Here is a 25,026-nt window from a genome sequence, read left to right on the forward strand (position 1 = left end):
AGTTCGACCGCATTGCCCAACAGCGCCGGGCGCTGTACCGCGACAGCGTTGCGTGACTGTATGGGTCTGGGCGCGTTGAGGCTGTGATAAAAATATCGCTCTGGTTTCTGGAGTGCCGTCATGGATCTCGCCACGCTCACCCTGTTTCTCCCGGCCTGCTTCGCCCTGAACATGGCCCCGGGGCCGAACAATCTGCTATCGGTCAGCAACGCTACGCGCTATGGCTTTCGCCGCGCCTGCACGGCGGGTATCGGGCGGATTTTGGCGTTCGCCGGGATGATTGCGCTGGCCGGCGCGGGTCTGTCGATGGTGTTGCAGACCTCGGAATGGCTGTTCCATGCGATCAAGATCATTGGCGCGGCGTATCTGCTGTACTTGGCCTGGCAGTTATGGCGGGCCAACCCTGAGGCCGAGCAGCAGGTAACGGGCGCGACCGTTGGCCTCTTTGCCTTGGCCCGGCAGGAGTTTCTGGTGGCGGCAGGTAATCCGAAAGCAATTCTGCTGTTCACTGCGTTTCTGCCGCAGTTTGTCGACCCGGCGCAGCCAGTGCCGGCGCAATTCGCGGTACTTGGCGTGCTGTTCCTTTTGCTGGAGTGGATCGCAATCAGTGCCTACGCCTGGATGGGCCTGCACATGCGCCGCTGGTTCGCCGAGCCGCGCGGCAAACGGATCTTCAATCGTTGCTGCGCAGGCCTGCTCTCGGCAGCGGCTTCGGTGCTGTTGATGGCGAAACGCGCTTAAGCCTCGGACGGGCCTTTGAGTTCGACCTGATTACCGTCCGGGTCGAAGCAGTACAGCGACAAGCCTTTGCCCTCGGCGCCGAAGCGTGATTCGGCTTTTGCGGCGGTGAGGCCGAAGGTTTGCAGATGGGCAATCAGTGCCGCCTCATCGAACGGTTCGATGCGCAGGCAGAAGTGGTCGACATTGCGCCGCTCGGCACCGGCCGCCCCGCCGCCCTTGCGGCCGAGTTCACCTTGCAGGTCGACAAGGTCGATCATCGAAGTGCCGGCGCGCAGGTGGATCAGGCCCAGCGGTTCGTTGCGCTTGACCACTTCGGCGCCGAAGACTTGGTTGTAGAAGTCGATGCTGCGTTGCAGATCCGCGACGCGCAGGACGATGTGATCAATGTGTTGGATGGAAAATGGATGCATAAACCCGGCACCTCGAAAACTTGTTAGCTACCCGTGGGCAGCGATCTTGTTGGGACGCGGAGCGTCCCGGGCTGCATTCCCACGCAGAGCGTGGGAACGATCCTGCAATGCGGACATTGTGGTGCAGAATCGAAAAAATTCACTGTCGATTTTTCGGTGGAGCCATCGAGAATCTGGTTTTACTCTCAAGCCATGAACATACAGACCGCTGTCCTGCCGCCCCACGCCGAAATGGTTCGCGCCATGCTCGAACGCGACACTGCCTATGAAGGCGTGTTCTTCACGGCGGTGAAAACCACCGGGATCTTCTGCCGCCCCAGTTGCACGGCGCGCAAGCCGAAGCCGGAGAACGTCGAGTTTTTCGCCCATGCCGACGATTGCCTGTCGGCGGGCTATCGCGCCTGCCTGCGCTGCAAACCGCTGGACGCTGCGGCCATTGCGCCGGACTGGGTGCAACGCTTGCTCAAGGCCGTTGAAGCCGATCCGGAGGTGCGCTGGAGCGATGCACAATTGCTCGCCGAAGGTATCGAACCGCTGAAGCTGCGGCGCTGGTTCAAGCAGCATTTCGGCATGACCTTCCATGCATGGCTGCGCACGCGCCGGCTGGGCATGGCCCTGGGCGGGATCAAGCAAGGCACCTCGATTGATCACGCCGCGTTTGATTCAGGCTATGAGTCGCTCAGCGGTTTTCGTGATGCCTTCCAGAAATCCTTCCACATCACCCCGGGCCGCGCCGAACACAGCGAGCCGCTGTTGTTCACGCGATTAACTACTCCGCTGGGGCCGATGATTGCCATGGCTGAACGGCGCGGGTTGGTGTTGCTGGAGTTTCTCGATCGCCCGGCGCTGACCCGCGAAGTCGAGGAACTGCAGAACCGTTACGGCTATGCGGTCGCGCCAGGCCACAACGCGCACTTGCAGCAGATCGAGCAGCAATTGGCGGCGTACTTCGCCGGCAAGCTCAGCGAATTCAGCGTGCCACTGCACCTGCCCGGCAGCGAGTTCGCCCGGCAGGTCTGGTCGGCGCTGCTGCAGATCCCTTTCGGCCACACCAGCACTTACGGCGCGATCGCCGCCGGTTTGGGCAAGCCCGGCGCCAGTCGCGCAGTTGGTCTGGCCAACGGGCACAATCGGCTGTCGATCGTGGTGCCCTGCCATCGGGTGATCGGCGCGGATGGCTCGTTGACCGGCTATGGTGGTGGGCAGCCGCGCAAAGCATTTCTGCTGCGACTGGAAAACGCCGCCGTGCAGCTCACGCAGCCCCTGGCATTCTGACGAATTGAATCAACTGACAAGAAGGAATTTTGATGAACGCGCTCGCTACGCAGTTTCACCAGTTGCACCAGCAAGGCCTGTTGATTCTGACCAACGTCGCCGACGCCACCGGGGCGCGACTGGTCGAGCACCTGGGCGGTAAAGCGGTGGCCACCAGCAGCGCCGCAGTGGCCTGGGCTCACGGTTACCCGGACGGCAACGCCCTGCCCCTCGAACGGCTGGTGTCGACAGTGGAATCCATTGCCCGGGTGATCAGTATTCCATTGACCGTGGATGTCGAGGCCGGCTATTCCGATGACCTCGGGCGCGTGACCGAAGTGCTGGATGCGGTGATCGCGGCGGGTGCCGTGGGCATCAATATCGAGGATGGTTCGGCGGATCCTGAATTGCTCGCACGCAAGATCGAAGTGGCGCGGCAGGCTGCCGGCAAGCGCGATGTGCAGCTGTTCATCAATGCGCGCACCGATGTCTATCTGAAGAGCCTTGTGCCTGCCGAAGATCGCGTCGCCGAAACCCTGCGGCGTGCGGCGCTGTATCAAGCGGCCGGTGCCGATGGTTTGTTCGCGGCAGGCGTCACGTCGGCCTATGAAATCGAGGCCATCTGCAAGGGCACAACGCTGCCAGTCAACGTGCTTGGCTTCGCTTGCCTGCCTTCGCCGCAAGAGCTGCAAGCGCTGGGCGTGCGCCGATTGAGCGCGGGTTCCGGCATCGCTGAGTTCCTCTATGGCGCCATGGGCGGGCTGGTGAAAAGCTTTCTGGCCAGCGGCAAACTCGACAGCCATGACCTCAAGGCGTTGACCTACGGCGAAGTCAACGGCCTGCTGAAATAGCATGGCTGACGCCTATGTAGCGGCCAGCGAATTTCTGACAGCGCTTGATCCAGACTGGCAGCGCCATATCGCGGCTGTCGGCCCGTGCCTGCATCAACCACATCCGACGCGTGATCCGTACGAGTCGCTGGTGCGGGCGATTGCTTATCAGCAACTGCATGCCAAGGCTGGGGATGCGATTGTCGGACGCTTGATCGGGCTGTTTCCGAGTCAGTCGTTTCCGCGGCCCGAGCAGATTCTTGCGGCGGATTTTGATCGCCTGCGCAGTTGTGGATTTTCCGCGGGCAAGATTGCGACGATCCAGGGGATTGCTCAGGCGACGCTGGATGGCGTGGTGCCGGATTACGCCACGGCGTTGGCGATGGACGATGAGACGTTGATCGAACGTCTGGTCAGTTTGCGCGGGGTGGGTCGCTGGACGGTGGAGATGTTGTTGATCTACAGCCTGGAGCGCATGGATATTCTGCCGGCGGATGATTTTGGTGTGCGTGAGGGGTATCGGCGGTTGAAGGGGCTGGAGGTGCAGCCGACGCGTAAGCAGATGGTTGAGATCGGGGTGGCGTGGAGTCCGTATCGGACGGTGGCGGCGTGGTATTTGTGGCGTGTGCCGAAACTGTTGCCCTCACCCTAGCCCTCTCCCGGGGGGAGAGGGGACTGATTGGGGGATATTGGAGATTTACACCGACTTGAAATAGCACCTCTGAATCCACAATCGCCAAGACTTCTCAAACCCATAATCGACTGCCCTCACCCAAACCCTCTTCCAGAGGGAGAGGGGACTGATTGGGGGAGATTGGAGATTTACGCCGACCTGAAATAGCGCCTCTGAATCCACAATCGCCAAGACTTCTCAAACCCATAATCGACTGCCCTCACCCTAACCCTCTTCCAGAGGGAGAGGGGACTGATTGGGGGATATTGGAGATTTACACCGACCTGAAATAGCGCCTCTGAATCCACAATCGCCAAGACTTCTCAAACCCATAATCGACTGCCCTCACCCAAACCCTCTTCCAGAGGGAGAGGGGACTGATTGGGGGATATTGGAGATTTACACCGACCTGAACGTGCCTGGTTGGATCCTTAATCGACTCGGTTTTTCAAGTCGATGATGACGCAAGACAACTCGGTCAGCTCCCTCTCCCTCCGGGAGAGGGCTGGGGTGGGTAAAGACCGGGTACATCCTTTACGTTTGAGACCGGGGACATGGTTTACAGGTATTAATCATGGTCAGGAGGTGCTGACCATGCCCTGGAATCAAGAGTCCCCAATGGATCAACGAGTGAAGTTAGTCAGTGACTGGCTTGGCGGCAGCTACACCAAGAGCCAATTAAGCCGGCGCTATGGTGTCAGCCGTCCAACCATCGACAAGTGGCTGGAACGATACGCAGCGTTGGGCGTAGATGGCTTGAAAGAGCAATCGCGCAAGCCGTTGAACTGTCCTCATCAAACGCCCGACGAAATTATTGCCACGCTGCTGGCCAAGAAAAACGAACATCCCGATCGGGGACCCAAGCAGATCATTGGTCGCCTGCGCGATTCCGATCCGCATATCCAATGGCCGGCCGCGAGCACCGCCGGGGAGTGGTTGAAGAAAGCTGGTTTGGTGGTGGCGCGACGGCCCTATCCCCCGCGTCCCCGTGCTCCAACACATTTGCGTCCGGTCGACGCGCCCAACCAGACTTGGTGTGCTGATTACAAAGGGCAGTTCAAAATGCAGGACGGTAATTGGTGCTACCCGTTGACCATTACCGATCAGATGAGCCGCTTTTTATTCGTCTGTCGCGCCTTGCCCAGTACGCACGGAGCGCCGACGCGGGAAGGCTTCGAGTGGGCTTTTCGAGAATATGGGCTGCCGGATGTGATCCGCACTGACAATGGCGCTCCTTTTGCGTCGACAGGTCTGGCGCGACTTTCGAAGTTATCGGTTTGGTTCATCAGGCTTGGAATCCATGTCGAAACGATTACGCCTGGCCGTCCCGACCAAAATGGGCGACATGAACGGATGCATAGAACGCTAAAGGCAGCAGTGCCACCGGCGGAAAACATGGTGCGCCAGCAGCTGGCTTTTCAGGAGTTCATCCAAGACTTCAACCACCACCGACCGCACACCGCGCTGGGCATGAAACCGCCGGCATCTGTCTATAGCCCGTCGACACGCGCTTATCCTGGTTACTTGCCTGCGTTTGAATACGGTTCCGATGTTGAAGTACGCAAGGTTCGGTCAAATGGGGAAATTAAATGGAAAGGACAGCTGATTTTTCTAGGAGAGGCTCTGATTGGAGAGGACATCGCGCTGAAGGAAGTGGCTGATGACGCTTGGGAACTGTACCTTTGCACCCACTGTTTAGGCAGGCTTGAAAACGGCGCCAAACGCGTTTCAAGCCTTTAAAGGTGTAAACGATGTCCCCGGTCTAATTTGTAAAGGATGTACCGGTCTCTACAGTGAGGGCCGACTGACTGTATCGCACTGTATATCCCCCCGTCGCAGACACATCAAAAGCACAATCCCCCACCCCGCCGACACACCCCCGATACACCCCGACGCTGAAATACCCCGGTCGATCCAACCTGCCCACATCACCGGAGCTGCACCATGACCACCACCCTTGCAACCGCCGTCAAAGACCTACACCTGAACCTCGACCGCGCCGGCACCTGGCTCGCTCCTCTGACCCTGCGCCTGTTCATCGCCTGGGAATTTTTCGAATCCGGGCTGGAGAAATTCAACGGGCAGAACTGGTTCGAAGACATCCAGGACAAATTCCCCTTCCCGTTCGATCACCTGCCGGCAACGCTCAACTGGGAGCTGTCGATGTGGGCCGAGCTGATCTGCGCGCTGGCGATTCTGGTGGGGTTCGGCACACGGATTTCGGCGATCTCGCTGATCGTGGTCACCGTTGTTGCCACCGCCGCTGTGCACTGGCCGGCCGACTGGTCGACGCTGAGCGAACTGGCGCAGGGTTATGCGATCACCAACAAAGGCTTCGGCAACTTCAAGCTGCCGGCGATTTACCTGGCCGCGCTGCTGCCGCTGGTGTTCGCCGGGGCGGGCAAGTTGAGTGTCGATGCGTGGCTGGCGCGGGTGTTCTGGAACAGAAGCACCCGCTGAGGCTCAATGCGCGCGATCAAGCCCGACGAGCAAGGCGCTGTCACGGCTGTAGATGTCCGGTGAGTAACGCACGCGGCCACTGCTGTCGACCTGTGCCGTCCAGTACGTCATCAGAATCGGCACCGGCGCCGACAAACGAAATTCGTGGGTGGTGCCGGTGGCCAGCAGGGTTTCGGTGCGGGCCTTTTCCGCCGGGGTCAGCAGCAGATCGCGCAACTGCATCGGGTGCTCGACCCGCACGCAACCGGAACTGAAGGCGCGTGGACCTTTTTCGAACAGCGCCTTGCTTGGCGTGTCGTGCAGGTACACCGAGAACGGGTTGGGGAAACGGATGACCATTTGCCCCAACGGGTTACGCGGACCGGCGTCCTGACGCAGCAGAATGTTGCCGGGGTTGTCCCAATCGATGTCCGCCGCCGCCAGCGGCTGACCGTTCGCGTCGAGCACTTGCAGGTTCTGACGGCTGAGAAAGGTCTGGTCCTTGCGGATCTCCGGCAGTTTGTCTTCCTTCCAGATGGTCGGCGGCACCGTCCAGGTCGGGTTCAGAGTCAGGCGCGTCACCCGGGATTTGAGCAACGGCGTCTGGCGCTCGGCGCGGCCTACCTGAGTGCGTGTTTGCCACACGGCTACGCCGCCCTGATACAGCGTCAGTTCAGCGGCGGCGACATTGACCAGCAGGCCATCGGGCTCGATGTCCTGGGCCATCCAGCGGAAACGCTCGAGGTTGACGCGCAGTTGTTCACGGCGAGTCAGTGGACTGATGTTGAGTTCGGCAATCGTGCCAGGCCCGACCACACCGTCGGCCTGCAACGAATGATTGGCCTGGAAACTTTTCACGGCGTCGACCAGCACCCCGTCATACGCATTGCCCGGCGTACCATTGATCTGAGTCAGATAACCTTCGCTGTACAGACGCTGGGCCAGTTCCGGCACGCGTTTGTCTTCCATGTCCGGGCGCAACAGCGGTCCACTGCCCACCGACTGCCACTGCGGCAAGGCTTTCAGCCGTTGCGCGGCATACAGCTGGCGCAGGTCCTGATATTGCGCCAGACGCGGCCGAGCCAGATCAAATGCGGCGGGAATGTCGTGCATGCCGGGAACGGCGATGGCCAACAATTCCGCCTGACGGTCACGGGGGCTGGCGTCGGCATGCCACAGCGGTTCGAAGTGCGATTGCAGCAGGCGACCGTAATGCAGGTCCTGCAGGGCCTGAAGATAGTTGCGACTGATGTCGATGTCGGCACACAACTCGCCATCTTGCGGCGCCGTGGTCGCGATCGGATAGCGTTTTGGATTGAGGCCATCATCGGCCAACAGCTGCAATTGCGCTCGCAAAACCGGCAATCGTGCCGACTCACCAGCCCACACCGGCATCCAGTCCTGCTGCTGGTAGAACGCCTGCAATTGCGTCAGCGCCGGGCGGTTGAGCTGTGCGGCAATCCCCGGGCAAGACTGCGCCAGACTGATTAATACAGCCTGCAACGGACTTTGCGGCTCGACCGGCATTTCCGCCGGTGGCGTAGGCAATGTCTCCAGCGGCGGCAGCGGCTCATCGGCACAAGCGACAAACGGCGCAGCGAGCAAACAAATGCTCAAGTAGCATGCGTACTTTTTGAACAACTGCTTTACTCCAATCCATGGCCGTCCAAATGATGGCCAACCTTACATCAGGTGCGCTGAACAGTCAGGCTCGATCGACGGGCTTGCGGGTATTGACTGGGAGTCAGGAGCCAAAGTGCCAAATAAGTAACAAGTGAGGACACTTTATAAAATGTTGACGTTTTTGCGCCGACTTCTGTTGACCACCGCGACCCTGGTCGTGGTGTCCAGTCCCGTTTTTGCCGCCGGCAAACCATCGCCGGTTCTCTACACCAGCCTCGCGCACGCCGCGCCAGAACTCAATCCCCAAGCGCTGAAAGGTGCGTTGAACGCCATGCAATGCGCGGTCAACAACGGTGCGAAAGCGTCCCGCCATCTGGCGATCATCGACTATTCGCAGCCGTCCACCGAACGCCGCCTGTGGATCTTCGACCTCAGCAAAAAGAAACTGGTGCTGCGCGATCTGGTCGCCCACGGCTCCAATTCCGGGGAAAACTTCGCCACGCAGTTTTCCAATGTCGAAGGCAGCTACCAATCCAGCCTCGGCCTGTTCCGCACCCAGGAAAGCTACAGCGGCACCCACGGTTATTCGCTGCGCATGGACGGTCTGGAACCGGGCTTCAATGACATGGCCCGTGATCGCGCCATCGTCATTCACGCCGCCAGTTATGTGAACCCGTTGTGGAGCAAGAAACAGGGGCGCATCGGCCGCAGCCAGGGTTGCCCGGCGGTGCGGCCGCAGATTGCCAAGCAGGTGATCGACCGATTGAAGAACGGCCAGTTCATGTTTTCGTGGTACCCGGATCAGCGCTGGCTGAAGTCGTCGCCGTACCTGAACTGCCAGCCGCAGCAGGTGGCGAGCATTCTCAATACCCACGCGAGCTAACGATTTCACCTGCACCGCAACTCCCTGTGGGAGCGAGCTTGCTCGCGAAGAGGCCGGCACGTTCAACATGCATGTCACCTGACCTGACGCCTTCGCGAGCAAGCTCGCTCCCACAGGGTTAGCGTTGAGCCTGGAAAATCTTCGCACACCGTTTCATTACAACTTTGTCATTCAGCTGTCGGTTTGCCGTGCGGATCGCTCGGTAGCCTGAGGTTGTCCCGGCGCCAATGCCGATCAACCATGACCACTGAGTGACTGACCATGAAAACCCTTCTGCTCGCCTTCACCGCCCTCCTCGCCACCGGTTCCGCGTTCGCCGCGAACATGCCCGACACCGCCGTGATTCATGACAAATCCGGTTTCTACGTCAATCTGGATGTCGACAAAGTCCTGTCCAGCACCGATATTTCACAAGCGTGCGGTGTGGTCCCGGCGCAATTGAATTACCTCGACCATCAGGGCCGCGAACATGTGCTGGACTATCAGGTACAAGGCAGCGGCTGCACCAATGACCATTGAGACTGATCGATGAATATTCTGGTTGTCGAAGACGAACCCAAGGCCGGCAATTACCTGCTAAACGGTTTGCAGGAACTGGGTTACAGCGTCAGTCTCGCCCGCGACGGTGCCGACGGGCTGCACCTGGCGCTGGAACACAGTTTCGATGTGATCGTGCTCGACGTGATGATGCCGAAAATGGATGGCTGGGAAGTCCTGCGCCGGTTGCGCAAGGAAGCCGACACGCCGGTGCTGTTCCTCACCGCCCGCGACGATATCGCCGACCGCGTCAAAGGCCTGGAACTGGGTGCCGATGATTACCTGATCAAACCGTTTTCCTTCGCCGAACTGGTGGCGCGCCTGCGCACCCTGACCCGGCGCGGGCCGATCCATGAAGACGAACAATTGCAAGTCGCCGACCTGCAGATCGACGTGCTCAAACGCCGCGTGACCCGCGCCGGGGTGCGCATCACCCTGACCAACAAGGAGTTCGCGTTGCTGCAGTTGTTCGCCACGCATACCGGGCAGGTCCTCGCCCGTTCGCTGATTGCCTCACGGGTGTGGGACATGAATTTCGACAGCGACACCAACGTGGTCGATGTCGCCGTGCGCCGCTTGCGGGCGAAGATCGATGATCCGTTCCAGCTCAAGCTGATCCACAGCGTGCGCGGCATCGGTTATCGCTTCGATACGCAGCCATGAGTGCCCATCGCCCGCATTCGCTGACCCTGCGTCTGGCGCTGGTGTTCGCCCTGCTCGCGTTCGCCTCGCTGGCCGGGCTTGGTGCCGCGTTGTACAACGAACTGGAGCAACAGTTGATCCGCCGTGATGACACTGCGCTGGTCAGTCGCGTCGATCAGTTGCGCACCTTCCTTAATGACAGCAACACCCTGGAGCTGATCAAGAACAAACCGGCGCTGTTCCAGAACATGCTCGGCAACCGCGAAGCACTGCTGACCATCGGCGCGCCGGGGCAACCGCCGCTGCTGGTAGTCAACCCGGGCAATCTGAACACGCCGACGTTGCCAGCAGTGCCCATCGACCAAGCGATGACGCTCAAAGATGTGCAGCATCTGCCCAGCGTCGACGGCGTGCCGTTTTCGGCGGTGGCGGCGAGTATCGATTCCGGCGAACTGGGCAATCTGCAAGTCACCACCGGACGTTTGATGAGCGAGCGCACGGCGATGCTCGCCAACTACCGCTTGAGTGTTTATGGCCTCGCCTCGCTGGCGGCGCTGTTGCTGGCGGTGGTGGGTTGTTTGCTGGTGTATCGCGGTTTGCTGCCGGTGCGGCGACTGGCGAAGCACGCACACGGCATAGGCGTCGGCAACCTTGGCGAGCGCCTTGCCAGCAGCGGTGCGCCGCGCGAATTGCAGCCGATGATCGAGGCGTTCAATGCCATGCTCGATCGGCTCGCGAAGGGATTTGCGCAACTGAGTCAGGTGTCCACCGATATGGCTCATGAACTGCGCACGCCGATCAATAACCTGCTCGGCGAAACCCAGGTTGCGTTGCAGCAGAACCGTAGCATCGAGTCCTATCAGCAGTTGCTCGCCTCCAACGTCGAAGAGCTCGAGCGCCTGACGCGGATGCTCGACAACATGCTGTTTCTCGCCCGCACCGATCCGGCCAGTGCCTTGAGCCAGCGCCAGGAACTGGACGCGGCGGATGAGATGCAGCGCATTGCCGATTATTTTGAAGGGCTGGCTGCGGATGTCGGCGTGTGCATCGAGGCTCGCGGCAGCGGTGTAATCTGGGCCGAGCCGATGCTGCTGCGCCGCGCATTGGCCAACCTGTGCGCCAATGCGATCAAGTACGGCGCGGCGGATTCGACGGTGCAGGTGGAAGCGGTTAACGAACTCGACGGCGCTTATCTGCGAGTCCGCAACCACGGCACAACCATTGCGCCAGAGCATCTGGCGCGGCTGTTCGAACGCTTTTACCGCGTCGACCAGTCACGCGAGCGCTCGGCGCAATCCAACGGTTTGGGCCTGTCGATCGTGGCGACCATCATGCAATTGCATCAAGGCCGCTACAGCGTCAGCAGTGTAGATGGCATCACCTGCTTCGAACTGTTCTTCCCCGCCCGCCAACCAACATAAATCGCCAACACACCACAAATCCCTGTGGGAGCGAGCCTGCTCGCGAAAGCGGTGTGTCAGTCAGCGGAGATGTTGGCTGTGGCGGCCTCTTCGCGAGCAGGCTCGCTCCTACAGTTGAACTGTGCTCGGCTGATGACCAACGCCATGAGCATCAACGCCACCGCTACGCCAAAAGTGATGTGCAATCCGCTGGCAATGGCCATTGCCGGCGCCTGCGTCGGATTCCCCGCTGCCAGCGCAAACACCGCGCCCATGACCGCTGCGCCAGTAATCAAACCGAGGTTGCGCGCCAGCCCGAGCATGGCCGAGACCACGCCGCGCTGATCCTGACTGACCCCGGCCATCAATCCGGTGTTGTTGGCCGCTTGGAACAACGCGTAACTGGCGGCAATCACCATGATCGGTAGTACGTACACGGGCAGCCCCATACTCATGGGCAGGAGGGCCAGCAAGCTGCAACCGGCGGCCATTCCGAGCAACGCGCCCGGCACGATCCGTCGCTCGCCGAAGCGATCCACCAAACGTCCCGCCGGGACCCCGCTCAGTGCCGACAACAACGGTCCGATCGATAACGCCACGCCGACCATGGTGCTGCTGAGGCCCAAACCCCGGTGCAGGTAAAACGGTCCCACCACCAGCGTGGTCATCATCACCGTCGTCACCAGCAACGTCAGCGTCAGGCTGCTGCTCAGTCGCGCGTCGCGAAACAGTGACAAACGAATCAACGGCGACTTGGCCTTCATCTCGACCACGATGAACAATCCCGCGCCGCACAGGCTGGCCAGCAGCAATGGCAACAGCAAACCTTCAAGCGTCATTGCCAGCGCATAGGCCGCCAGCGTCAGCACCAACACCGCGCTGCCAGAATAATCGAACGCTGCGCGTGGCCCTGTTGCCCGATCCGCTGGCAAAAAGCGGTACACCAGCCAGATATTGAGCAACCCCAACGGCACGTTGAGAAGAAATATCGCCTGCCAGCCGACATGCGCCATCAACAGCCCGCCCAGCGACGGCCCGAGACTGGTGCCCGTCGCAGACATTGTCGCCAGCAAGCCCATCGCGCTGCCCGCCCGCGATTTGGGCACGGCTTCTGACACCAGCGCCACCGTCAAGGCGAACATGATCGCCGCGCCGACGCCTTGCACCGCCCGCGCACCGATCAACCAACCGAGTCCCGGGGCCAGCGCGCAGGCAAGCGAAGCACTGGTGAAAATGCCAATGCCGATCAACAGCAATCGACGCCGACCGAAGCCATCGCCCAGACGCCCGACGCTGACAATCAGCGTGGTGACCGCCAGCAGGTAGGCGAGCACGATCCACTGCACCTGTTGAAACGTCGCCTCAAACGCTGTCGCCAGAATCGGCAAACCCGCGTTGGCGATGCTGGTGTCCAGCGAAGGCATCAACATCGACAGGGCCAGACTGGTCAGCGCCCAACGGGCCGGGGTGCTCAGGGATTCGTGGGACATGGCGGGCTCACAATGCAAAGGTGACCGGGCATAGCCTGAGCCTCGACAACACGCGGCGCAAGACGCATGCTTTGCACTCAATACCTGCATGGAACGCCATGTCATGACCGCCCCGGACCTGAACCTGCTGATCACCCTCGACGTATTACTGCGCGAAGGCAGCGTCGCCCGCGCCGCCAAATGCCTGCGGTTGAGTCCATCGGCCATGAGCCGCGCCCTCGCCCGTCTGCGCGAAACCACCGGCGATCCGTTATTGGTGCGAGCGGGCCGTGGTTTGGTGCCAACACCCCGCGCATTGGAACTGCGCGAGCGAGTCAGTCATCTGGTACAAGACGCCGAGGCGGTTTTGCGTCCTGCCGAAGTGCTCGACCCACGTCGGTTGCAACGCACCTTCACCCTGCGCAACACCGACGGCTTTGTCGAAACCTTTGCCGCCGCCCTGCTTGCGCGAATCGCTGAAGAGGCGCCCGATGTACGCCTGCGCTTTGTACAGAAAGCCGACAAGGACAGCACGCCGCTGCGCGAAGGTCGTGTCGATCTGGAAACCGGCGTGGTCGACGACACGACCGATCCGACGCTGCACAGCCGCATCCTGTTTCAGGATCAGTGGATTGGTGTGGTGCGTGAGGGGCATGCCTTGAGCGCGGGAAAAGTCACCAGCAAACGCTTCGCTGGCGGCGAGCACATTCTCATTTCACGGCGCGGGCGCAGCAGCGGTCCGGTCGACGAAGCGTTACTCGCGCTCGGCCTGACGCGGGATATCGTCACCTCATTCGGTGGATTCTCGGCGGCGCTGACGCTGGTGCGTGAATCAGAGCTGATCGCCACGGTCCCGCAGCGTCACACCAGCAAACTGCGCACCGGTCTGCACAGCTTCGCCCTGCCCTTCGCGATGCCTGACATCAGCGTGTCGATGCTCTGGCACCCGCGCATGGATGCCGATCCGGCGCATCGTTGGTTGCGTGAGTGTGTGCGGCAAGTCTGCGCCTAGCGCGCGTCACCACCGGCCGGCTTGTAGAAGAGGAATTTGCCGGTTTCGGCAGTCTTGCGGTATTCCTTGGCCCAGCTCGGATGAACGTTGCGGTCGTGGAAATACAGCGCGCCGTTGGTGCGGTCCTTGAGCTGGCGGTTCAGCGCTTTTCGGGCGATGTCCTTGGCCAGCGCGTACTCGGAATCCTCTTTGACCTGATCCGGCTTGCCATCGCACCACCAGGAGAACTGGCAGCTCTTGGTTTCCGAACCTTGTTTGACGACAGCGCACACCGTGTCGGGAAAGCCTTCGTGGCCGAGGCGATTCATCACCACACTGGCCACGGCTTCCATTTCCGGCGTGTCCTTGCCTTTGGCTTCCCAATAGATACTGCGTGCCAGACAGGTAATCGGATCATCCAGCGGCGCCGCGCCGGCCGGGTCGACCGCTTGGACTTCGGTCGGGGTGATGGCTTCGGCTTTCGGTGCCGGGGCGACGCTGACTTTGTCCGCCGCTTTCTCTTCCAGTACTTGGGCTTTTTCTTCAGCCTTCGCTTTGATCGGGGCCTGATCGGTGGCCCATGCAGAGCCTGCCAACAGGGTGAATACGAGACAACCCGCCCAGCCTTTCAATCCCATGTCTATTCTTCCGGCAGCGCCCGAGTCGGGCAAGGTGTTACGTCGGGGAGACACCCGGCTCCCGGGGTCTTCGGTGAGTGTAGACGGCAAATCCAGAGGCAAAGTTGCGCAGGAAAACGGCTGAATGAAGAAAAAAGACATTGCACCCACCGGGGGGCTTTCGCGCATCATGGGCGCATTCAGCTCAAGGGAGATTTCCATGCGCTTCATGCCATCCGTTTTGCGTCTTGCCGCGTTGTCCGTGGGCGTCATGTTTGCCATCCCGGCGCTGGCTGGCGATGAATCGCAATTGATCGAGTCGATCAACAGCTATCGCAGCCAGCCGCAGCGGTGTGGTTCGCAGGCGTCGAATGAACTGCCACCGCTTTCAGCGGATCCACGACTGAGATTACGCGCCACCGGTGCTGTCGATCTGCAGCAAGCCATGGCCAGTGCCAGTTACCCGATGGTCAATGTGCAGGCGATCACCCTGAACGGCCCGCGCGACGCGGCATCGGCGATGCAGGCGATTCAGGAAAGTTTCTGTCAGGTGGTGCTTGATCCGCAGTTTGTCGATGTCGGTGTCAGCCGCGACGACCGCGACTGGCGCATCGTGCTGGCGCGGCCGCTGCTGTCGGCCAAGTTGGGCGATGCGCAAAGTGAGGGGCAGAAGTTGCTCAGTGAACTCAACGCCGCCCGCAGCCAGGCGCGTCAGTGTGGCGGTCAGGCGTTCGCCGCTGCCGCACCGCTGGCCTGGAACGCGACACTGGGCACGATCTCTCAGGATCACAGCCGCGACATGGCCAACAACAATTACCTCGACCACAAGGACCGAGACGGCCGTACCCCGGGCGATCGTGCGGAACTCGCCGGGTACAGCGGCCAACGGGTTGGCGAAAACATCGCCGCCGGGCAAGACACCGTGCACAAAGTCGTCGAGGGTTGGCTCGCCAGTCCCGGCCATTGCGCCAACCTGATGAACCCGCAATACCAGGAACTCGGTGCCGCCTACGCCACCGACCCGAAAAGCAGCGCGGGCATCTACTGGACCGCCATGTTCGGCGCCCAATAAACCGCTCTCAAGTTCACCACCCTCCCCTGTGGGAGCGAGCCTGCTCGCGAAGAGGCCATTACATTCAACATCAATGTTGTCTGTCCTGACGCCTTCGCGAGCAAGCTCGCTCCCACAATGTTCGGTGGTACCTCCGAAATTCCTGACCATAAAAAACCGGAGCCAGGCTCCGGTTTTTTTGCGGTCAATGGGTTCTCATGCCCGCCGCATACATCGCCAGTTTCAGCAGACTGGCGACAACAGCCAGGGACACCACGCTACCCAGCCAGATCAACAACAACCAGCCCAAACGCTTGTACCAGCGACTGTTTTTCACTTCGCGCGAATCAATGGTAGCCATCGCCAATCCTCACTTTTCCGCGGAATACGTAGTAGCTCCAGAAGGTGTACATCAGGATCACCGGCAGGATGAACAGTGCGCCGATCAGCGCGAACAACTGGCTCGAGGGCGGTGATGCGGCGGCCCAGATGCTCACCGACGGCGGGATGATGTTTGGCCAGATGCTCAATGCCAGACCGATGTAACCGAGCAACATCAGCACCAGCGTGAACACGAACGGCCAGTGCGTATGCCGCTGACGCAACGTGCGCAGCAGCCCGAACAGCGCCAGCAACGCCAAAACCACCAGCCCGGCGAACACCTGCAGATGCCCGTGCGTCGACCAACGCGTCGCCAGCTCCGGATGCAGTTGCAGCGTCCACACGCCAATCACCAGCACCATCGCCATCAACAGCAAGGCCAGCGGCCGGGTGAACAGGCGCATCCGCGACTCCAGCATGCCTTCGGTCTTGACCAGCAACCACGTGCTGCCGAGCAACGCGTAGGCAATCACCAGCCCCACGCCACACACCAGCGGAAACGGCGCCAACCAGTCCAGCCCGCCACCGGCAAACTGACGATCAACCACCGGAATCCCGGACACATAGGCGCCAATCACCACGCCCTGAGAGAACGTTGCCAGCAACGAACCACCGATAAACGCCTTGTCCCACCAATGACGCTTTTGCGGCGAGGACTTGAAGCGAAACTCGAACGCCACGCCACGGAAAATCAGCCCGCAAAGCATCAGAATCAGCGGCAGATACAACGCTTCGAGAATCACCCCGTACGCCAGCGGAAACGCCCCGTACAACGCCGCGCCACCGAGCACCAGCCAGGTCTCGTTACCGTCCCAGACCGGTGCGACGGTGTTCATCATCACATCGCGTTCCTGTTCATCCGGGATCAGCGGAAACAGAATCCCCAGGCCCAGATCGAAGCCGTCCATGATCACGTACATCATCACCCCGAAGGCGATGATGACGCCCCAGATCAACGACAGATCGATACCTTGAATACCCATGACTCAATGCTCCTTCATAAGGGCGGTAGCCGCCGAAATCGGCCGACGCGGCGTCTGCAATTCATCGCCCTCAGGCGGGTGCTCGTGGTGAGGTTGCGGGCCTTTTTTCACCAGTTTCATCATGTAGCCGATGCCCACGCTGAACACCGTGAAATAGATCACCACGAACAGCGCCAGCGACGTGCTCATCTGCGCCACCGAGTGATGCGACGCAGCATCGTGGGTGCGTAGCAAACCGTAAACCACCCACGGCTGACGCCCGACTTCAGTGGTGATCCAACCGGCCAGCAGCGCAATCAAACCGCTCGGCCCCATCAGCAACACCAGACGCTGGAAGCCGCGCTGCCGGTAAAGCTTGCCGCCACGGCGCAACGCCAGACCGAGCAATCCGACAAGGATCATCAACATCCCCAACCCCGCCATGACGCGGAAACTCCAGAAAATCACGGTCGAATTCGGCCGGTCTTCTTTCGGGAAGCTCTTCAGCGCCGGGATCTGCTTATCGAGGCTGTGGGTGAGAATCAGGCTACCGAGGTACGGGATTTCCAACGCATATTTGGTCTTCTCCGCGTCCATATCAGGGATGCCGAACAGCACCAGCGGCGTCGGCCCGTTGTCGGCGTTTTCCCAGTGGCCTTCGATGGCGGCGATCTTCGCCGGTTGATGCTCCAGCGTGTTCAAGCCATGAGCGTCACCGACCACCGCTTGAATCGGCGCCACGATCAACGCCATCCACAACGCCATGGAAAACATCTTGCGCACCGGCGCGGTGTTGTTGCCGCGCAGCAAATGCCAGGCAGCCGACGCACCGACGAAGAACGACGTCGCGACAAACGCGGCAATCGCCATGTGCGCCAGACGGAACGGAAACGACGGGTTGAACACGATCGCCAGCCAGTCCAGCGGCATCACCCGGCCATCGACAATTTCGAAGCCCTGCGGCGTCTGCATCCAGCTGTTCGACGCGAGAATCCAGAACGTCGAAATCAGCGTGCCGATCGCGACCATCACCGTGGCGAAGAAGTGCAAGCCGCGACCCACGCGGTTCCAGCCGAACAGCATGACCCCGAGGAAACCCGCTTCAAGGAAAAACGCGGTCAGTACTTCATAAGTCAGCAGCGGCCCAGTGATACTCCCGGCAAAGTCCGAAAACCCGCTCCAGTTGGTGCCGAACTGGTACGCCATGACCAGCCCCGAAACCACGCCCATGCCGAAGTTGACCGCGAAAATCTTCGACCAGAAATGGTAGAGATCGCGGTACGTGTCATTGCGGGTTTTCAGCCACAGGCCTTCGAGTACCGCGAGGAAACTCGCCAGGCCGATGGTGATCGCCGGGAAAATAATGTGGAACGAAACCGTGAACGCGAATTGAATCCGCGCCAGGTCCAGTGCCTCCAGATTGAACATGATGATGTCCTCATCCAGGCTGAAAAGCGGCAGCACGAACCCGGGCCACCGCCAGGCGCGAACGCCTGCAGCCAGTCAAATTGCCAGTGTTTTTATGGGTTGCGGGTTACGCCACCGACGACGGGATCAGGTTGCTGACCTGCGCGGCTTCCAGGCGAATGGCCACAAATTTGGAAGTCGGCGTGAACGTGCGGTCGCCGTAACTTTCCAGCGGCACCAGCGGATTGGTCTCCGGGTAATATGCCGCTGCTTGCCCAGCCGGAATGTCGTAGGCGATCAAGGTAAAACCGCTGACCCGACGCTCACGTTCGTCATCCCACAGCGCCACCAGATCAACCTTCTGCCCCGGCTCGAAACCCAAGCGCTGGATGTCCTGCTCGTTGGCAAAGATCACATCGCGCATGCCGTAAACCCCGCGATAACGGTCATCGAGGCCGTACAGCGTGGTGTTGTACTGATCGTGGGAACGCATGGTTTGCAGAATCAGATGCGGCTTGACCGGCAGGTTGCGCACGCCTTCGCTGATCAAGTGCTCCGGCAGCACGCACGGGGTGAACTGGGCCTTACCGCTTTCGGTGTTCCAGACCCGATCCGAGGCGTCGTTGCCGAGGTGAAAGCCACCCGGAATCAGCAGTTTTTCATTGAAGTTCTCGAAGCCCGGAATCACGTCGGCAATCAGGTTGCGGATGCGCCCGTAGTCGCCCACCACCCATTCCCAATCGATCGGGTGCTTGCCCAACGTTGCGGCGGCGATCCCGGCAATGATCGCCGGCTCGGACTTCAACTGCGCCGACTTCGGCTTCAACTGGCCGAACGACAAATGCACCATGCTGAAGGTGTCTTCGACGGTTACGCCTTGCGGACCTTCAGCCTGAATATCGATGTCGGTACGCCCGAGGCACGGCAGGATCAACGCGTCGCGACCGGTCACCAAATGGCTGCGGTTGAGCTTGGTCGCGATGTGCACGGTCAGATCGAGTTTGCGCATCGCCGCGTGGGTGCGCGGGGTGTCCGGCGTGGCTTGGGCAAAGTTGCCGCCCAGACCGATAAACACCTTGGCTTCGCCACGTTCCATGGCGCCGATCGCCATCACCGTGTTGTGCCCGTGCATGCGCGGCACGTCGAAGTTGAAGCGCTTTTCCAGCGCGTCCATCAAGTCTTTCGGCGCCAGTTCGTTGATGCCCATCGTGCGGTCGCCCTGCACGTTACTGTGGCCGCGCACTGGCGACAGCCCCGCGCCCGGACGGCCGACATTGCCGCGCAGCAATTGCAGGTTGATGACTTCCTGCAAGGTCGCCACCGAGTGCACGTGTTGAGTCAGGCCCATGGCCCAGCACATGATCACGCTTTTGGCGCGGCCATACATGCGCGCGGCCAGTTCGATGTCATGCAGCGGCACGCCGGACTGCTCGAGAATGTGCTCCCAGCTGGTTGCCTCGACTTCAGCCAGATAGCTGTCGAGGCCTGTGGTGTGCTCGGCAATAAACGCATGATCGAACACCGGTTCGCCACCCGTGGCCTGGGCTTCGCGTTCCCACTGCAGGAGGAATTTGACCATGCCGCGAATCATCGCCATGTCGCCACCCAGTGCCGGGCGGAAGTACGCGGTGTTGGTCGCTTCCCAGCCGTTGCTGAGCATTTCCAGCGGGTTCTGCGGGTTCTGGAAACGCTCCAGGCCACGCTCTTTCAGCGGGTTGATGCACACCACTTGAGCGCCGCGCTTTACCGCTTCACGCAGCGGTTCGAGCATGCGCGGGTGGTTCGTGCCGGGGTTTTGGCCGATGACGAAAATCGCGTCGGCGTGGTGCAGATCCTCGTAAACCACGGTGCCTTTGCCGACGCCGAGTGTCTCGTTCATGCTCACCGCACTGGCTTCGTGGCACATGTTCGAGCAGTCGGGGAAGTTATTGGTGCCGAATGCGCGGACGAACAATTGATAGAGAAACGCCGCCTCGTTGCTCGCGCGGCCCGAGGTGTAAAACTCGGCTTCGTGGGGCGATTTGAGGTTTTTCAGGTGATCGGCGATCAGCGCAAAAGCGTCTGTCCAGCTGATTTCCACATAGCGGTCGACCCGTGCGTCGTAGCGCATCGGGTGGGTCAGGCGACCCTGATATTCCAGCCAGTAGTCGCTCTGCTCGGCCAGACTCGACACCGTGTACTTGTTGAAGAATGCCGGGTCGACCAAACGCCCGGTCGCTTCCCAGTTCACCGCTTTGGCGCCGTTCTCGCAGAACTTCAACAGGCTCGCACCCGGCGCTTCACCCCAGGCACAACCCGGGCAGTCGAAGCCGCCGTTCTGGTTGGTCTTGAGCATGGCACGGATGTTTTTCAGGGCGTTTTCGCTGCCCAGCCAGCTCTTGGTCAGGCTGATGACAGCGCCCCAACCGGCAGCGGCGCCTTTGTAGGGTTTGTAACGGTCGACTTGTGACATGGGACTCTCCATGACGATGCACACAGGCATGAACCTGATTCGGTTAAACAGCGACGGCCGACTTTCAAGGTTGCAAAGTGGTCGTTGGGTTTGCCGGGGCAAGGATATGAACCGTTACAAAACATTGTCTAATCGCTATTAATGACCGCTTTATCGAAAGCATCTATCACGGTTAAAAACCCTTTATTTACTGATACTTACAAAACTAAAACAGCAACTTTCGGCGAAATATAATTCATCATCGACGGGATCAATCAGCCGTTCATTAACAGTGATTGGACGGCACTGAAAGTTGCCCATAACCTGCGCTGACCAAACCGCTTCTACAGTGGTTTTTCATTCCTGCGAGGCTGTCATGTCAGAGCGTGTCTTGATCGATGGTTACAACCGCCGCGTCGACTATCTGCGCATGTCGGTGACCGACCGCTGCGACTTCCGCTGCGTCTATTGCATGGCCGAAGACATGCAGTTTCTGCCACGCCAGCAAGTGCTGACGCTGGAGGAGATCTACCAACTGGCGCAGAGCTTCGTGGCCCTCGGCACACGCAAGATCCGCCTTACCGGTGGCGAGCCGCTGATCCGTCCGGGCGTGGTGAGGCTCTGCGAGCAAATCGCCGCCCTGCCCGGCCTGCGCGAACTGTGCATGACCACCAACGGCTCGCAACTGGGCAAACTCGCTGCGCCGCTGTTCGACGCCGGGGTCAAACGCCTGAACATCAGCCTCGACAGCCTCGATCCGCAGCGCTTCAAACAGATGACCCGCACCGGCGATCTGGCGCAGGTGATCAACGGCATCGATGCCGTGCGCAAGGCCGGTTTTACCCGCACTAAGCTCAACGTGGTGGTGATGCAGGGCCGCAACGATGAGGAGATCAATGATCTGGTCAGCTTCGCGATTGACCGCCAGCTCGACGTCTCTTTCATCGAAGAGATGCCGCTGGGGATCATCAGCGAACACAGCCGCGCCGAGTCGTTTTTCTCCAGTGCGCAGGTGCGGGAAAAGATTGCCGAACGCTACACCCTGATCGACTCGGCGGAATCGACTCAAGGCCCGTCGCGCTACTGGCGGCTGGCGGAAGCGCCGGAGATTCGCCTGGGCTTTATCTCGCCGCACAGCCACAACTTTTGTGGTACCTGCAACCGCGTGCGGCTCACCGTCGAAGGGCGCCTGCTACTGTGTCTGGGTAACGAGCATTCGGTGGATCTGAAAGGAGTGCTGCGTGCGCATCCAGGGCAACCGCAGCGGTTGGAGAAAGCCATCATCGAGGCGATGAAGCTCAAGCCGTACCGACACAATTTCGAAGTGAACGACGACGTTCAGGTCGTGCGCTTCATGAACATGACGGGCGGCTAGACCGCCCCTTCCAAGGGTTATCGGAACCGCACAGCATGATCATCAGACCCAAGGTCAATCAGTTCGCCATTCTCTTCACCCTCAAAGGTTCGATCGCCAAGCGCATCGCTCTGCGCACGTTGATGGTCACCCTGCTCGCTTCGGCTATCGTGCTGGTGGAAATCCTCCATCCGAGCAACTTCACCAAGGTCAATGCCACGCCGTTTACCTTGCTCGGTTTGTCGCTGTCGATCTTCATGAATTTTCGCAACAACGCTTGCTATGACCGCTGGTATGAGGCGCGTAAAGCCTGGGGCGATGTGCTGGTGCATATTCGCTCGGTGATTCGCGAAACCCATGTGATTCGTGAATCGGCTGAGCGCAAGCCTTTGCTGCTCAACCTGTGTGGCTTTGCCCATGCACTGAATGCGCGGCTGCGCCGGGAAAGCGAAGCGGCGGCCAGCAGTGCCTGGATCACGCCGAAACACGATGCGCAGGTCCCGGACTACAGCGGGCGAATTTTGCAGCAGGTCGGCCAGCAGTGTTCCGACCTGCATCAGAACGGCGAACTCAGCGAATGGCGCTACATGCTACTGGCCAATCACCTGACCAGCCTGACCCAGGCGCAAGCGGTGTGCGAACGGATCAAGAACACCCCGCTGCCCTTCCCCTACACCCTGCTGCTGCACCGCACGATCTACCTGTTCTGCATCCTGCTGCCGTTCGCCATGGCCGAGCCGTTGGGCTGGCTGACCCCGTTGTTTACGGCGATTGTCAGCTACACGTTCTTTGGCCTGGATGCGATTGCCGATGAACTGGAAGACCCGTTCGGTCGCGATGAAAACGACCTGGCAACCGACTCACTGGTGCGCACCATCGAACGCGACATCCTCAGCGAGCTGGGCCTGACCGATCTGCCGCCGATGCTGATGCCGGTGGACTATGTGCTGAGCTGATCCTTGGCTCTCCAGACGCCTCAAAACCCTGTGGGAGCGAGCTTGCTCGCGATAGCGGTTGACCAGCCAATGCAGATGTTGACTGGTCCACCGCCTTCGTGAGCAGGCTCGCTCCCACAGTTTTGATTTGTGTTGTCGGTTTAGAGGAGTTCGCTGAAGGGAATAAAGCGCAGCGGGTCGCCGGCGTTGTGCGTGCTGTTCTCGGGGATTTCCACCAGGCCATCGGCCCAGGTCGCGCCGAGCAGGACGCCGGAGCTTTGATTGGGATAAAGCACAGCACGCCCCGCTTCAAGCCTCACCCGCAGATATTCACGACGACCGCCCGCCTTGTGCCAATCGAAACCTGCATTGACTGTGAAACTCAGCGGCATGACATCTTGAACGCCTTGTATGCGCAGTAGATACGGCCGTGCCAACAAGCCAAACGTCACCAGCGCCGAGGTCGGATTGCCCGGCAGACCTATCACCGGCACCGTGCCGAAATGCCCGACCGTCAGCGGTTTGCCAGGCTTGATCGCGAGTTTCCACAACAGCGGTTTGCCGTTGTCGCGCAGCACCTGCCCGAGACAATCGGCATCACCGGCAGACACGCCGCCGGTAGTCAGAATCAGATCCGCGCTCACCTGCAGTTGCTCAAGCTTGAGCCGCGTCTGTGCCGGGCGATCCGGGAGGATGCTGGCGTCGATCACTTCGCAGCCCAACTCCCGCAACCAGTGGCCGAGCAACACGCGGTTGCTGTTGTAGATGCTGCCTGGGCGCAGTGGCCGACCCGGTTCGACCAGTTCGTCACCGGTCGACAGCAGCGCCACACGCGGGCGACGCACCACGTGCAATTGCGCCAGCCCTTGCCCGGCGGCGACCGCCAGCTCGAACGGCCCAAGACGTTTGCCGGCCCGCAGCAGGATGTCGCCGACGCGATTCTCCTGACCTTGCGCGCGGATGTTCTGCCCCGCCTTCAGCGGCTGCAAGAAGCGCACGCGGCCGTCCTCCAGCACTTCGACGTTTTCCTGCATCTCGACGCAGGTAGCGCCGGGCGGCAGCGGTGCGCCGGTAAAAATCCGTGCGCAGGTGCCGGGCAGCAATGTGTCCGGCGCCAGCCCGGCGTAAACCTTTTGCGAGACTTTCAGCGGCTGTCGGTGCAGATCGGCGAGATTGAGCGCGTAACCGTCCATGGCGCTGTTCGGCCATGGCGGCAGGTCGAGTGTCGCCACCAGATCACTGGCCAGCACCCGCCCACGCGCATCGTCGAGCGCCAGCAGTTCGCTGTCGGCCAGGCATTGCTCATTGGCCATGCCGAGCAATTGGTCGAGGGCGTCCTCGACCGGCATCAACGGTGCCTTGCTCATCCGCGTGGCCCGCAGGCTTGCACGGCTTTCAGGTGCGGGACGAAGTTGCACGGGCGATGACGGTTATCCAGTTGCTCGGCCAGAATGCCTTCCCACGCGGTACGGCAAGCGCCCGTGGAACCCGGCAGGCAGCACACCAGCGTGCCGTTGGACAGCCCGGCCAGCGCGCGGCTTTGTACGGTGGACGTGCCGATATCCAGAATCGAAATGGCGCGGAACAGTTCGCCAAAACCGTCGATCTGCTTATCAAACAAACAGGCCACTGCTTCCGGCGTGCTGTCGCGACCAGTGAAACCTGTGCCGCCAGTGATCAGCACCACCTGAATGCCTTCGTCGGCGATCCAGTTCGCTACCTGAGCGCGAATCTTGTAAAGATCATCCTTGAGCAAATTGCGCTCGCTCAAGGTATGCCCGGCTTCCAGCAAGCGACTGACCAATAACTGACCGGACGTGTCGCTGGCATAGTCGCGAGTGTCGCTGACCGTCAGCACGGCAATATTCAGGGGGACAAACAGGGCATCGGCTTTTGCGCTCATGGCAGTTCTCCGGCAGCAATCAATCAACATTGCCAAGCAGCCTAAGTGCCACTTACAGGACTGTCTAATCACTCTCGCCAACTACATTATCGA

Annotated in this window: 24 protein-coding genes; 14 read left to right on the forward strand and 10 right to left on the reverse strand. The window is 60.5% G+C overall.

Going from position 1 to position 25,026, the window contains the following annotated elements; genetic code table 11:
- The first annotated feature begins 120 nt into the window (after positions 1 to 120).
- On the forward strand, positions 121 to 741 hold the full coding sequence (locus tag ACZZ0G_RS29940; protein ID WP_463558738.1) for a LysE family translocator: 621 nt from the start codon (positions 121 to 123) through the stop codon (positions 739 to 741).
- Here the strand turns inward: ACZZ0G_RS29940 and ACZZ0G_RS29945 are convergent.
- Positions 738 to 1,151 (reverse strand): VOC family protein, encoded by a 414-nt coding sequence (locus ACZZ0G_RS29945; RefSeq protein ID WP_463558739.1) that lies wholly within the window; start codon positions 1,149 to 1,151, stop codon positions 738 to 740. The two genes, ACZZ0G_RS29940 and ACZZ0G_RS29945, sit on opposite strands and share 4 nt — an antisense overlap.
- Before the next feature lie 192 nt (positions 1,152 to 1,343).
- Between ACZZ0G_RS29945 and ACZZ0G_RS29950 the strand changes: the two genes are divergently transcribed.
- The 5 genes from ACZZ0G_RS29950 (at position 1,344) to ACZZ0G_RS29970 (ending at position 6,368) form a co-directional block, all read left to right on the forward strand.
- Entirely contained in the window at positions 1,344 to 2,426 is a 1,083-nt protein-coding gene (locus tag ACZZ0G_RS29950; RefSeq protein WP_463558740.1) for a bifunctional transcriptional activator/DNA repair enzyme AdaA, read from the forward strand.
- 32 nt (positions 2,427 to 2,458) lie between these two features.
- The gene (locus ACZZ0G_RS29955) at positions 2,459 to 3,256 is read left to right on the forward strand and encodes an isocitrate lyase/PEP mutase family protein (RefSeq protein WP_463558741.1); all 798 of its coding nucleotides are present in this window, start codon (positions 2,459 to 2,461) and stop codon (positions 3,254 to 3,256) included.
- A gap of 1 nt (position 3,257) precedes the next feature.
- Positions 3,258 to 3,887, forward strand: coding sequence for a DNA-3-methyladenine glycosylase family protein (locus ACZZ0G_RS29960; protein ID WP_463558742.1), 630 nt, complete (start codon positions 3,258 to 3,260; stop codon positions 3,885 to 3,887).
- Between the two features lie 615 nt (positions 3,888 to 4,502).
- Positions 4,503 to 5,648: an integrase core domain-containing protein gene (locus tag ACZZ0G_RS29965; protein ID WP_463556462.1), complete on the forward strand. Its 1,146-nt coding sequence runs from the start codon at positions 4,503 to 4,505 to the stop codon at positions 5,646 to 5,648.
- Positions 5,649 to 5,852: 204 nt separating this feature from the next.
- On the forward strand, positions 5,853 to 6,368 hold the full coding sequence (locus ACZZ0G_RS29970) for an HvfX family Cu-binding RiPP maturation protein (protein ID WP_463558743.1): 516 nt from the start codon (positions 5,853 to 5,855) through the stop codon (positions 6,366 to 6,368).
- Positions 6,369 to 6,371: 3 nt separating this feature from the next.
- Here ACZZ0G_RS29970 and ACZZ0G_RS29975 read toward each other — a convergent pair whose 3' ends face one another.
- Entirely contained in the window at positions 6,372 to 7,988 is a 1,617-nt protein-coding gene (locus ACZZ0G_RS29975; RefSeq protein WP_463558744.1) for a L,D-transpeptidase family protein, read from the reverse strand.
- Positions 7,989 to 8,139: 151 nt separating this feature from the next.
- On the opposite strand from ACZZ0G_RS29975, the gene ACZZ0G_RS29980 reads away from it, so the two are divergent.
- From ACZZ0G_RS29980 to ACZZ0G_RS29995, 4 genes are all read left to right on the forward strand, one after another.
- Positions 8,140 to 8,853, forward strand: a complete 714-nt coding sequence (locus tag ACZZ0G_RS29980; RefSeq protein ID WP_463558745.1) for a murein L,D-transpeptidase catalytic domain family protein — start codon at positions 8,140 to 8,142, stop codon at positions 8,851 to 8,853.
- A 261-nt stretch (positions 8,854 to 9,114) separates the two neighbouring features.
- A complete protein-coding gene (locus ACZZ0G_RS29985) occupies positions 9,115 to 9,372 on the forward strand; it encodes a DUF2790 domain-containing protein (RefSeq protein WP_463558746.1) in 258 nt (85 codons plus the stop codon).
- A gap of 9 nt (positions 9,373 to 9,381) precedes the next feature.
- A complete protein-coding gene (locus ACZZ0G_RS29990) occupies positions 9,382 to 10,053 on the forward strand; it encodes a heavy metal response regulator transcription factor (protein ID WP_016985270.1) in 672 nt (223 codons plus the stop codon).
- Positions 10,050 to 11,453, forward strand: a complete 1,404-nt coding sequence (locus tag ACZZ0G_RS29995) for a heavy metal sensor histidine kinase (protein WP_463558747.1) — start codon at positions 10,050 to 10,052, stop codon at positions 11,451 to 11,453. The genes ACZZ0G_RS29990 and ACZZ0G_RS29995 overlap by 4 nt, the downstream gene beginning before the upstream one ends.
- A gap of 56 nt (positions 11,454 to 11,509) precedes the next feature.
- Here ACZZ0G_RS29995 and ACZZ0G_RS30000 read toward each other — a convergent pair whose 3' ends face one another.
- Positions 11,510 to 12,922 carry an MFS transporter gene (locus tag ACZZ0G_RS30000; protein WP_463558748.1) on the reverse strand — a complete coding sequence of 471 codons (1,413 nt, stop codon included), beginning with the start codon at positions 12,920 to 12,922 and terminating at the stop codon, positions 11,510 to 11,512.
- A gap of 103 nt (positions 12,923 to 13,025) precedes the next feature.
- Here ACZZ0G_RS30000 and ACZZ0G_RS30005 point away from each other — a divergent pair, with 103 nt between their 5' ends.
- On the forward strand, positions 13,026 to 13,913 hold the full coding sequence (locus ACZZ0G_RS30005; protein ID WP_463558749.1) for a LysR family transcriptional regulator: 888 nt from the start codon (positions 13,026 to 13,028) through the stop codon (positions 13,911 to 13,913).
- Here the strand turns inward: ACZZ0G_RS30005 and ACZZ0G_RS30010 are convergent.
- Positions 13,910 to 14,530 (reverse strand): cell wall hydrolase, encoded by a 621-nt coding sequence (locus tag ACZZ0G_RS30010; RefSeq protein WP_463558750.1) that lies wholly within the window; start codon positions 14,528 to 14,530, stop codon positions 13,910 to 13,912. The genes ACZZ0G_RS30005 and ACZZ0G_RS30010 overlap by 4 nt on opposite strands.
- A gap of 199 nt (positions 14,531 to 14,729) precedes the next feature.
- On the opposite strand from ACZZ0G_RS30010, the gene ACZZ0G_RS30015 reads away from it, so the two are divergent.
- A complete protein-coding gene (locus ACZZ0G_RS30015) occupies positions 14,730 to 15,581 on the forward strand; it encodes a CAP domain-containing protein (protein ID WP_463558751.1) in 852 nt (283 codons plus the stop codon).
- A 184-nt stretch (positions 15,582 to 15,765) separates the two neighbouring features.
- On the opposite strand, the gene ACZZ0G_RS30020 is transcribed toward ACZZ0G_RS30015, so the two are convergent.
- The 4 genes from ACZZ0G_RS30020 to ACZZ0G_RS30035 form a co-directional block, all read right to left on the reverse strand.
- Positions 15,766 to 15,921 carry a DUF2474 domain-containing protein gene (locus tag ACZZ0G_RS30020; RefSeq protein WP_080762077.1) on the reverse strand — a complete coding sequence of 52 codons (156 nt, stop codon included), beginning with the start codon at positions 15,919 to 15,921 and terminating at the stop codon, positions 15,766 to 15,768.
- A complete protein-coding gene (cydB, locus tag ACZZ0G_RS30025; RefSeq protein ID WP_007918423.1) occupies positions 15,908 to 16,924 on the reverse strand; it encodes a cytochrome d ubiquinol oxidase subunit II in 1,017 nt (338 codons plus the stop codon). The genes ACZZ0G_RS30020 and cydB overlap by 14 nt, the downstream gene beginning before the upstream one ends.
- Before the next feature lie 3 nt (positions 16,925 to 16,927).
- A complete protein-coding gene (locus tag ACZZ0G_RS30030) occupies positions 16,928 to 18,331 on the reverse strand; it encodes a cytochrome ubiquinol oxidase subunit I (RefSeq protein WP_463558752.1) in 1,404 nt (467 codons plus the stop codon).
- Positions 18,332 to 18,437: 106 nt separating this feature from the next.
- Positions 18,438 to 20,762 carry an FdhF/YdeP family oxidoreductase gene (locus ACZZ0G_RS30035; RefSeq protein WP_463558753.1) on the reverse strand — a complete coding sequence of 775 codons (2,325 nt, stop codon included), beginning with the start codon at positions 20,760 to 20,762 and terminating at the stop codon, positions 18,438 to 18,440.
- Positions 20,763 to 21,117: 355 nt separating this feature from the next.
- Here ACZZ0G_RS30035 and moaA point away from each other — a divergent pair, with 355 nt between their 5' ends.
- Together moaA and ACZZ0G_RS30045 are read left to right on the forward strand one after the other, a co-directional pair.
- The gene (gene moaA / locus ACZZ0G_RS30040; RefSeq protein ID WP_463558754.1) at positions 21,118 to 22,116 is read left to right on the forward strand and encodes a GTP 3',8-cyclase MoaA; all 999 of its coding nucleotides are present in this window, start codon (positions 21,118 to 21,120) and stop codon (positions 22,114 to 22,116) included.
- A 35-nt stretch (positions 22,117 to 22,151) separates the two neighbouring features.
- Positions 22,152 to 23,051 carry a bestrophin family protein gene (locus tag ACZZ0G_RS30045; RefSeq protein ID WP_463558755.1) on the forward strand — a complete coding sequence of 300 codons (900 nt, stop codon included), beginning with the start codon at positions 22,152 to 22,154 and terminating at the stop codon, positions 23,049 to 23,051.
- A 140-nt stretch (positions 23,052 to 23,191) separates the two neighbouring features.
- On the opposite strand, the gene ACZZ0G_RS30050 is transcribed toward ACZZ0G_RS30045, so the two are convergent.
- Positions 23,192 to 24,397 (reverse strand): molybdopterin molybdotransferase MoeA, encoded by a 1,206-nt coding sequence (locus ACZZ0G_RS30050; RefSeq protein ID WP_463558756.1) that lies wholly within the window; start codon positions 24,395 to 24,397, stop codon positions 23,192 to 23,194.
- A complete protein-coding gene (moaB, locus tag ACZZ0G_RS30055) occupies positions 24,394 to 24,933 on the reverse strand; it encodes a molybdenum cofactor biosynthesis protein B (protein WP_038365659.1) in 540 nt (179 codons plus the stop codon). The genes ACZZ0G_RS30050 and moaB overlap by 4 nt, the downstream gene beginning before the upstream one ends.
- Between the last annotated feature and the right edge of the window lie 93 nt (positions 24,934 to 25,026).

The sequence above is a fragment of the Pseudomonas sp. AC169 genome (assembly GCF_979258515.1).

Coding starts and splice junctions, on each gene's coding strand:
- ACZZ0G_RS30020 (WP_080762077.1), bottom strand. CDS start 15,921: ATGGCTACCATTGATTCGCGCGAAGTGAAAAACAGTCGCTGGTACAAG.
- ACZZ0G_RS29945 (WP_463558739.1), bottom strand. CDS start 1,151: ATGCATCCATTTTCCATCCAACACATTGATCACATCGTCCTGCGCGTC.
- ACZZ0G_RS30015 (WP_463558751.1), top strand. CDS start 14,730: ATGCGCTTCATGCCATCCGTTTTGCGTCTTGCCGCGTTGTCCGTGGGC.
- ACZZ0G_RS29985 (WP_463558746.1), top strand. CDS start 9,115: ATGAAAACCCTTCTGCTCGCCTTCACCGCCCTCCTCGCCACCGGTTCC.
- ACZZ0G_RS30000 (WP_463558748.1), bottom strand. CDS start 12,922: ATGTCCCACGAATCCCTGAGCACCCCGGCCCGTTGGGCGCTGACCAGT.
- ACZZ0G_RS29960 (WP_463558742.1), top strand. CDS start 3,258: ATGGCTGACGCCTATGTAGCGGCCAGCGAATTTCTGACAGCGCTTGAT.
- moaB (WP_038365659.1), bottom strand. CDS start 24,933: ATGAGCGCAAAAGCCGATGCCCTGTTTGTCCCCCTGAATATTGCCGTG.
- ACZZ0G_RS29990 (WP_016985270.1), top strand. CDS start 9,382: ATGAATATTCTGGTTGTCGAAGACGAACCCAAGGCCGGCAATTACCTG.
- cydB (WP_007918423.1), bottom strand. CDS start 16,924: ATGGGTATTCAAGGTATCGATCTGTCGTTGATCTGGGGCGTCATCATC.
- moaA (WP_463558754.1), top strand. CDS start 21,118: ATGTCAGAGCGTGTCTTGATCGATGGTTACAACCGCCGCGTCGACTAT.
- ACZZ0G_RS30030 (WP_463558752.1), bottom strand. CDS start 18,331: ATGTTCAATCTGGAGGCACTGGACCTGGCGCGGATTCAATTCGCGTTC.
- ACZZ0G_RS29980 (WP_463558745.1), top strand. CDS start 8,140: ATGTTGACGTTTTTGCGCCGACTTCTGTTGACCACCGCGACCCTGGTC.
- ACZZ0G_RS29995 (WP_463558747.1), top strand. CDS start 10,050: ATGAGTGCCCATCGCCCGCATTCGCTGACCCTGCGTCTGGCGCTGGTG.
- ACZZ0G_RS30005 (WP_463558749.1), top strand. CDS start 13,026: ATGACCGCCCCGGACCTGAACCTGCTGATCACCCTCGACGTATTACTG.
- ACZZ0G_RS29965 (WP_463556462.1), top strand. CDS start 4,503: ATGCCCTGGAATCAAGAGTCCCCAATGGATCAACGAGTGAAGTTAGTC.
- ACZZ0G_RS30050 (WP_463558756.1), bottom strand. CDS start 24,397: ATGAGCAAGGCACCGTTGATGCCGGTCGAGGACGCCCTCGACCAATTG.
- ACZZ0G_RS29955 (WP_463558741.1), top strand. CDS start 2,459: ATGAACGCGCTCGCTACGCAGTTTCACCAGTTGCACCAGCAAGGCCTG.
- ACZZ0G_RS30035 (WP_463558753.1), bottom strand. CDS start 20,762: ATGTCACAAGTCGACCGTTACAAACCCTACAAAGGCGCCGCTGCCGGT.
- ACZZ0G_RS30045 (WP_463558755.1), top strand. CDS start 22,152: ATGATCATCAGACCCAAGGTCAATCAGTTCGCCATTCTCTTCACCCTC.
- ACZZ0G_RS30010 (WP_463558750.1), bottom strand. CDS start 14,530: ATGGGATTGAAAGGCTGGGCGGGTTGTCTCGTATTCACCCTGTTGGCA.
- ACZZ0G_RS29950 (WP_463558740.1), top strand. CDS start 1,344: ATGAACATACAGACCGCTGTCCTGCCGCCCCACGCCGAAATGGTTCGC.
- ACZZ0G_RS29970 (WP_463558743.1), top strand. CDS start 5,853: ATGACCACCACCCTTGCAACCGCCGTCAAAGACCTACACCTGAACCTC.
- ACZZ0G_RS29940 (WP_463558738.1), top strand. CDS start 121: ATGGATCTCGCCACGCTCACCCTGTTTCTCCCGGCCTGCTTCGCCCTG.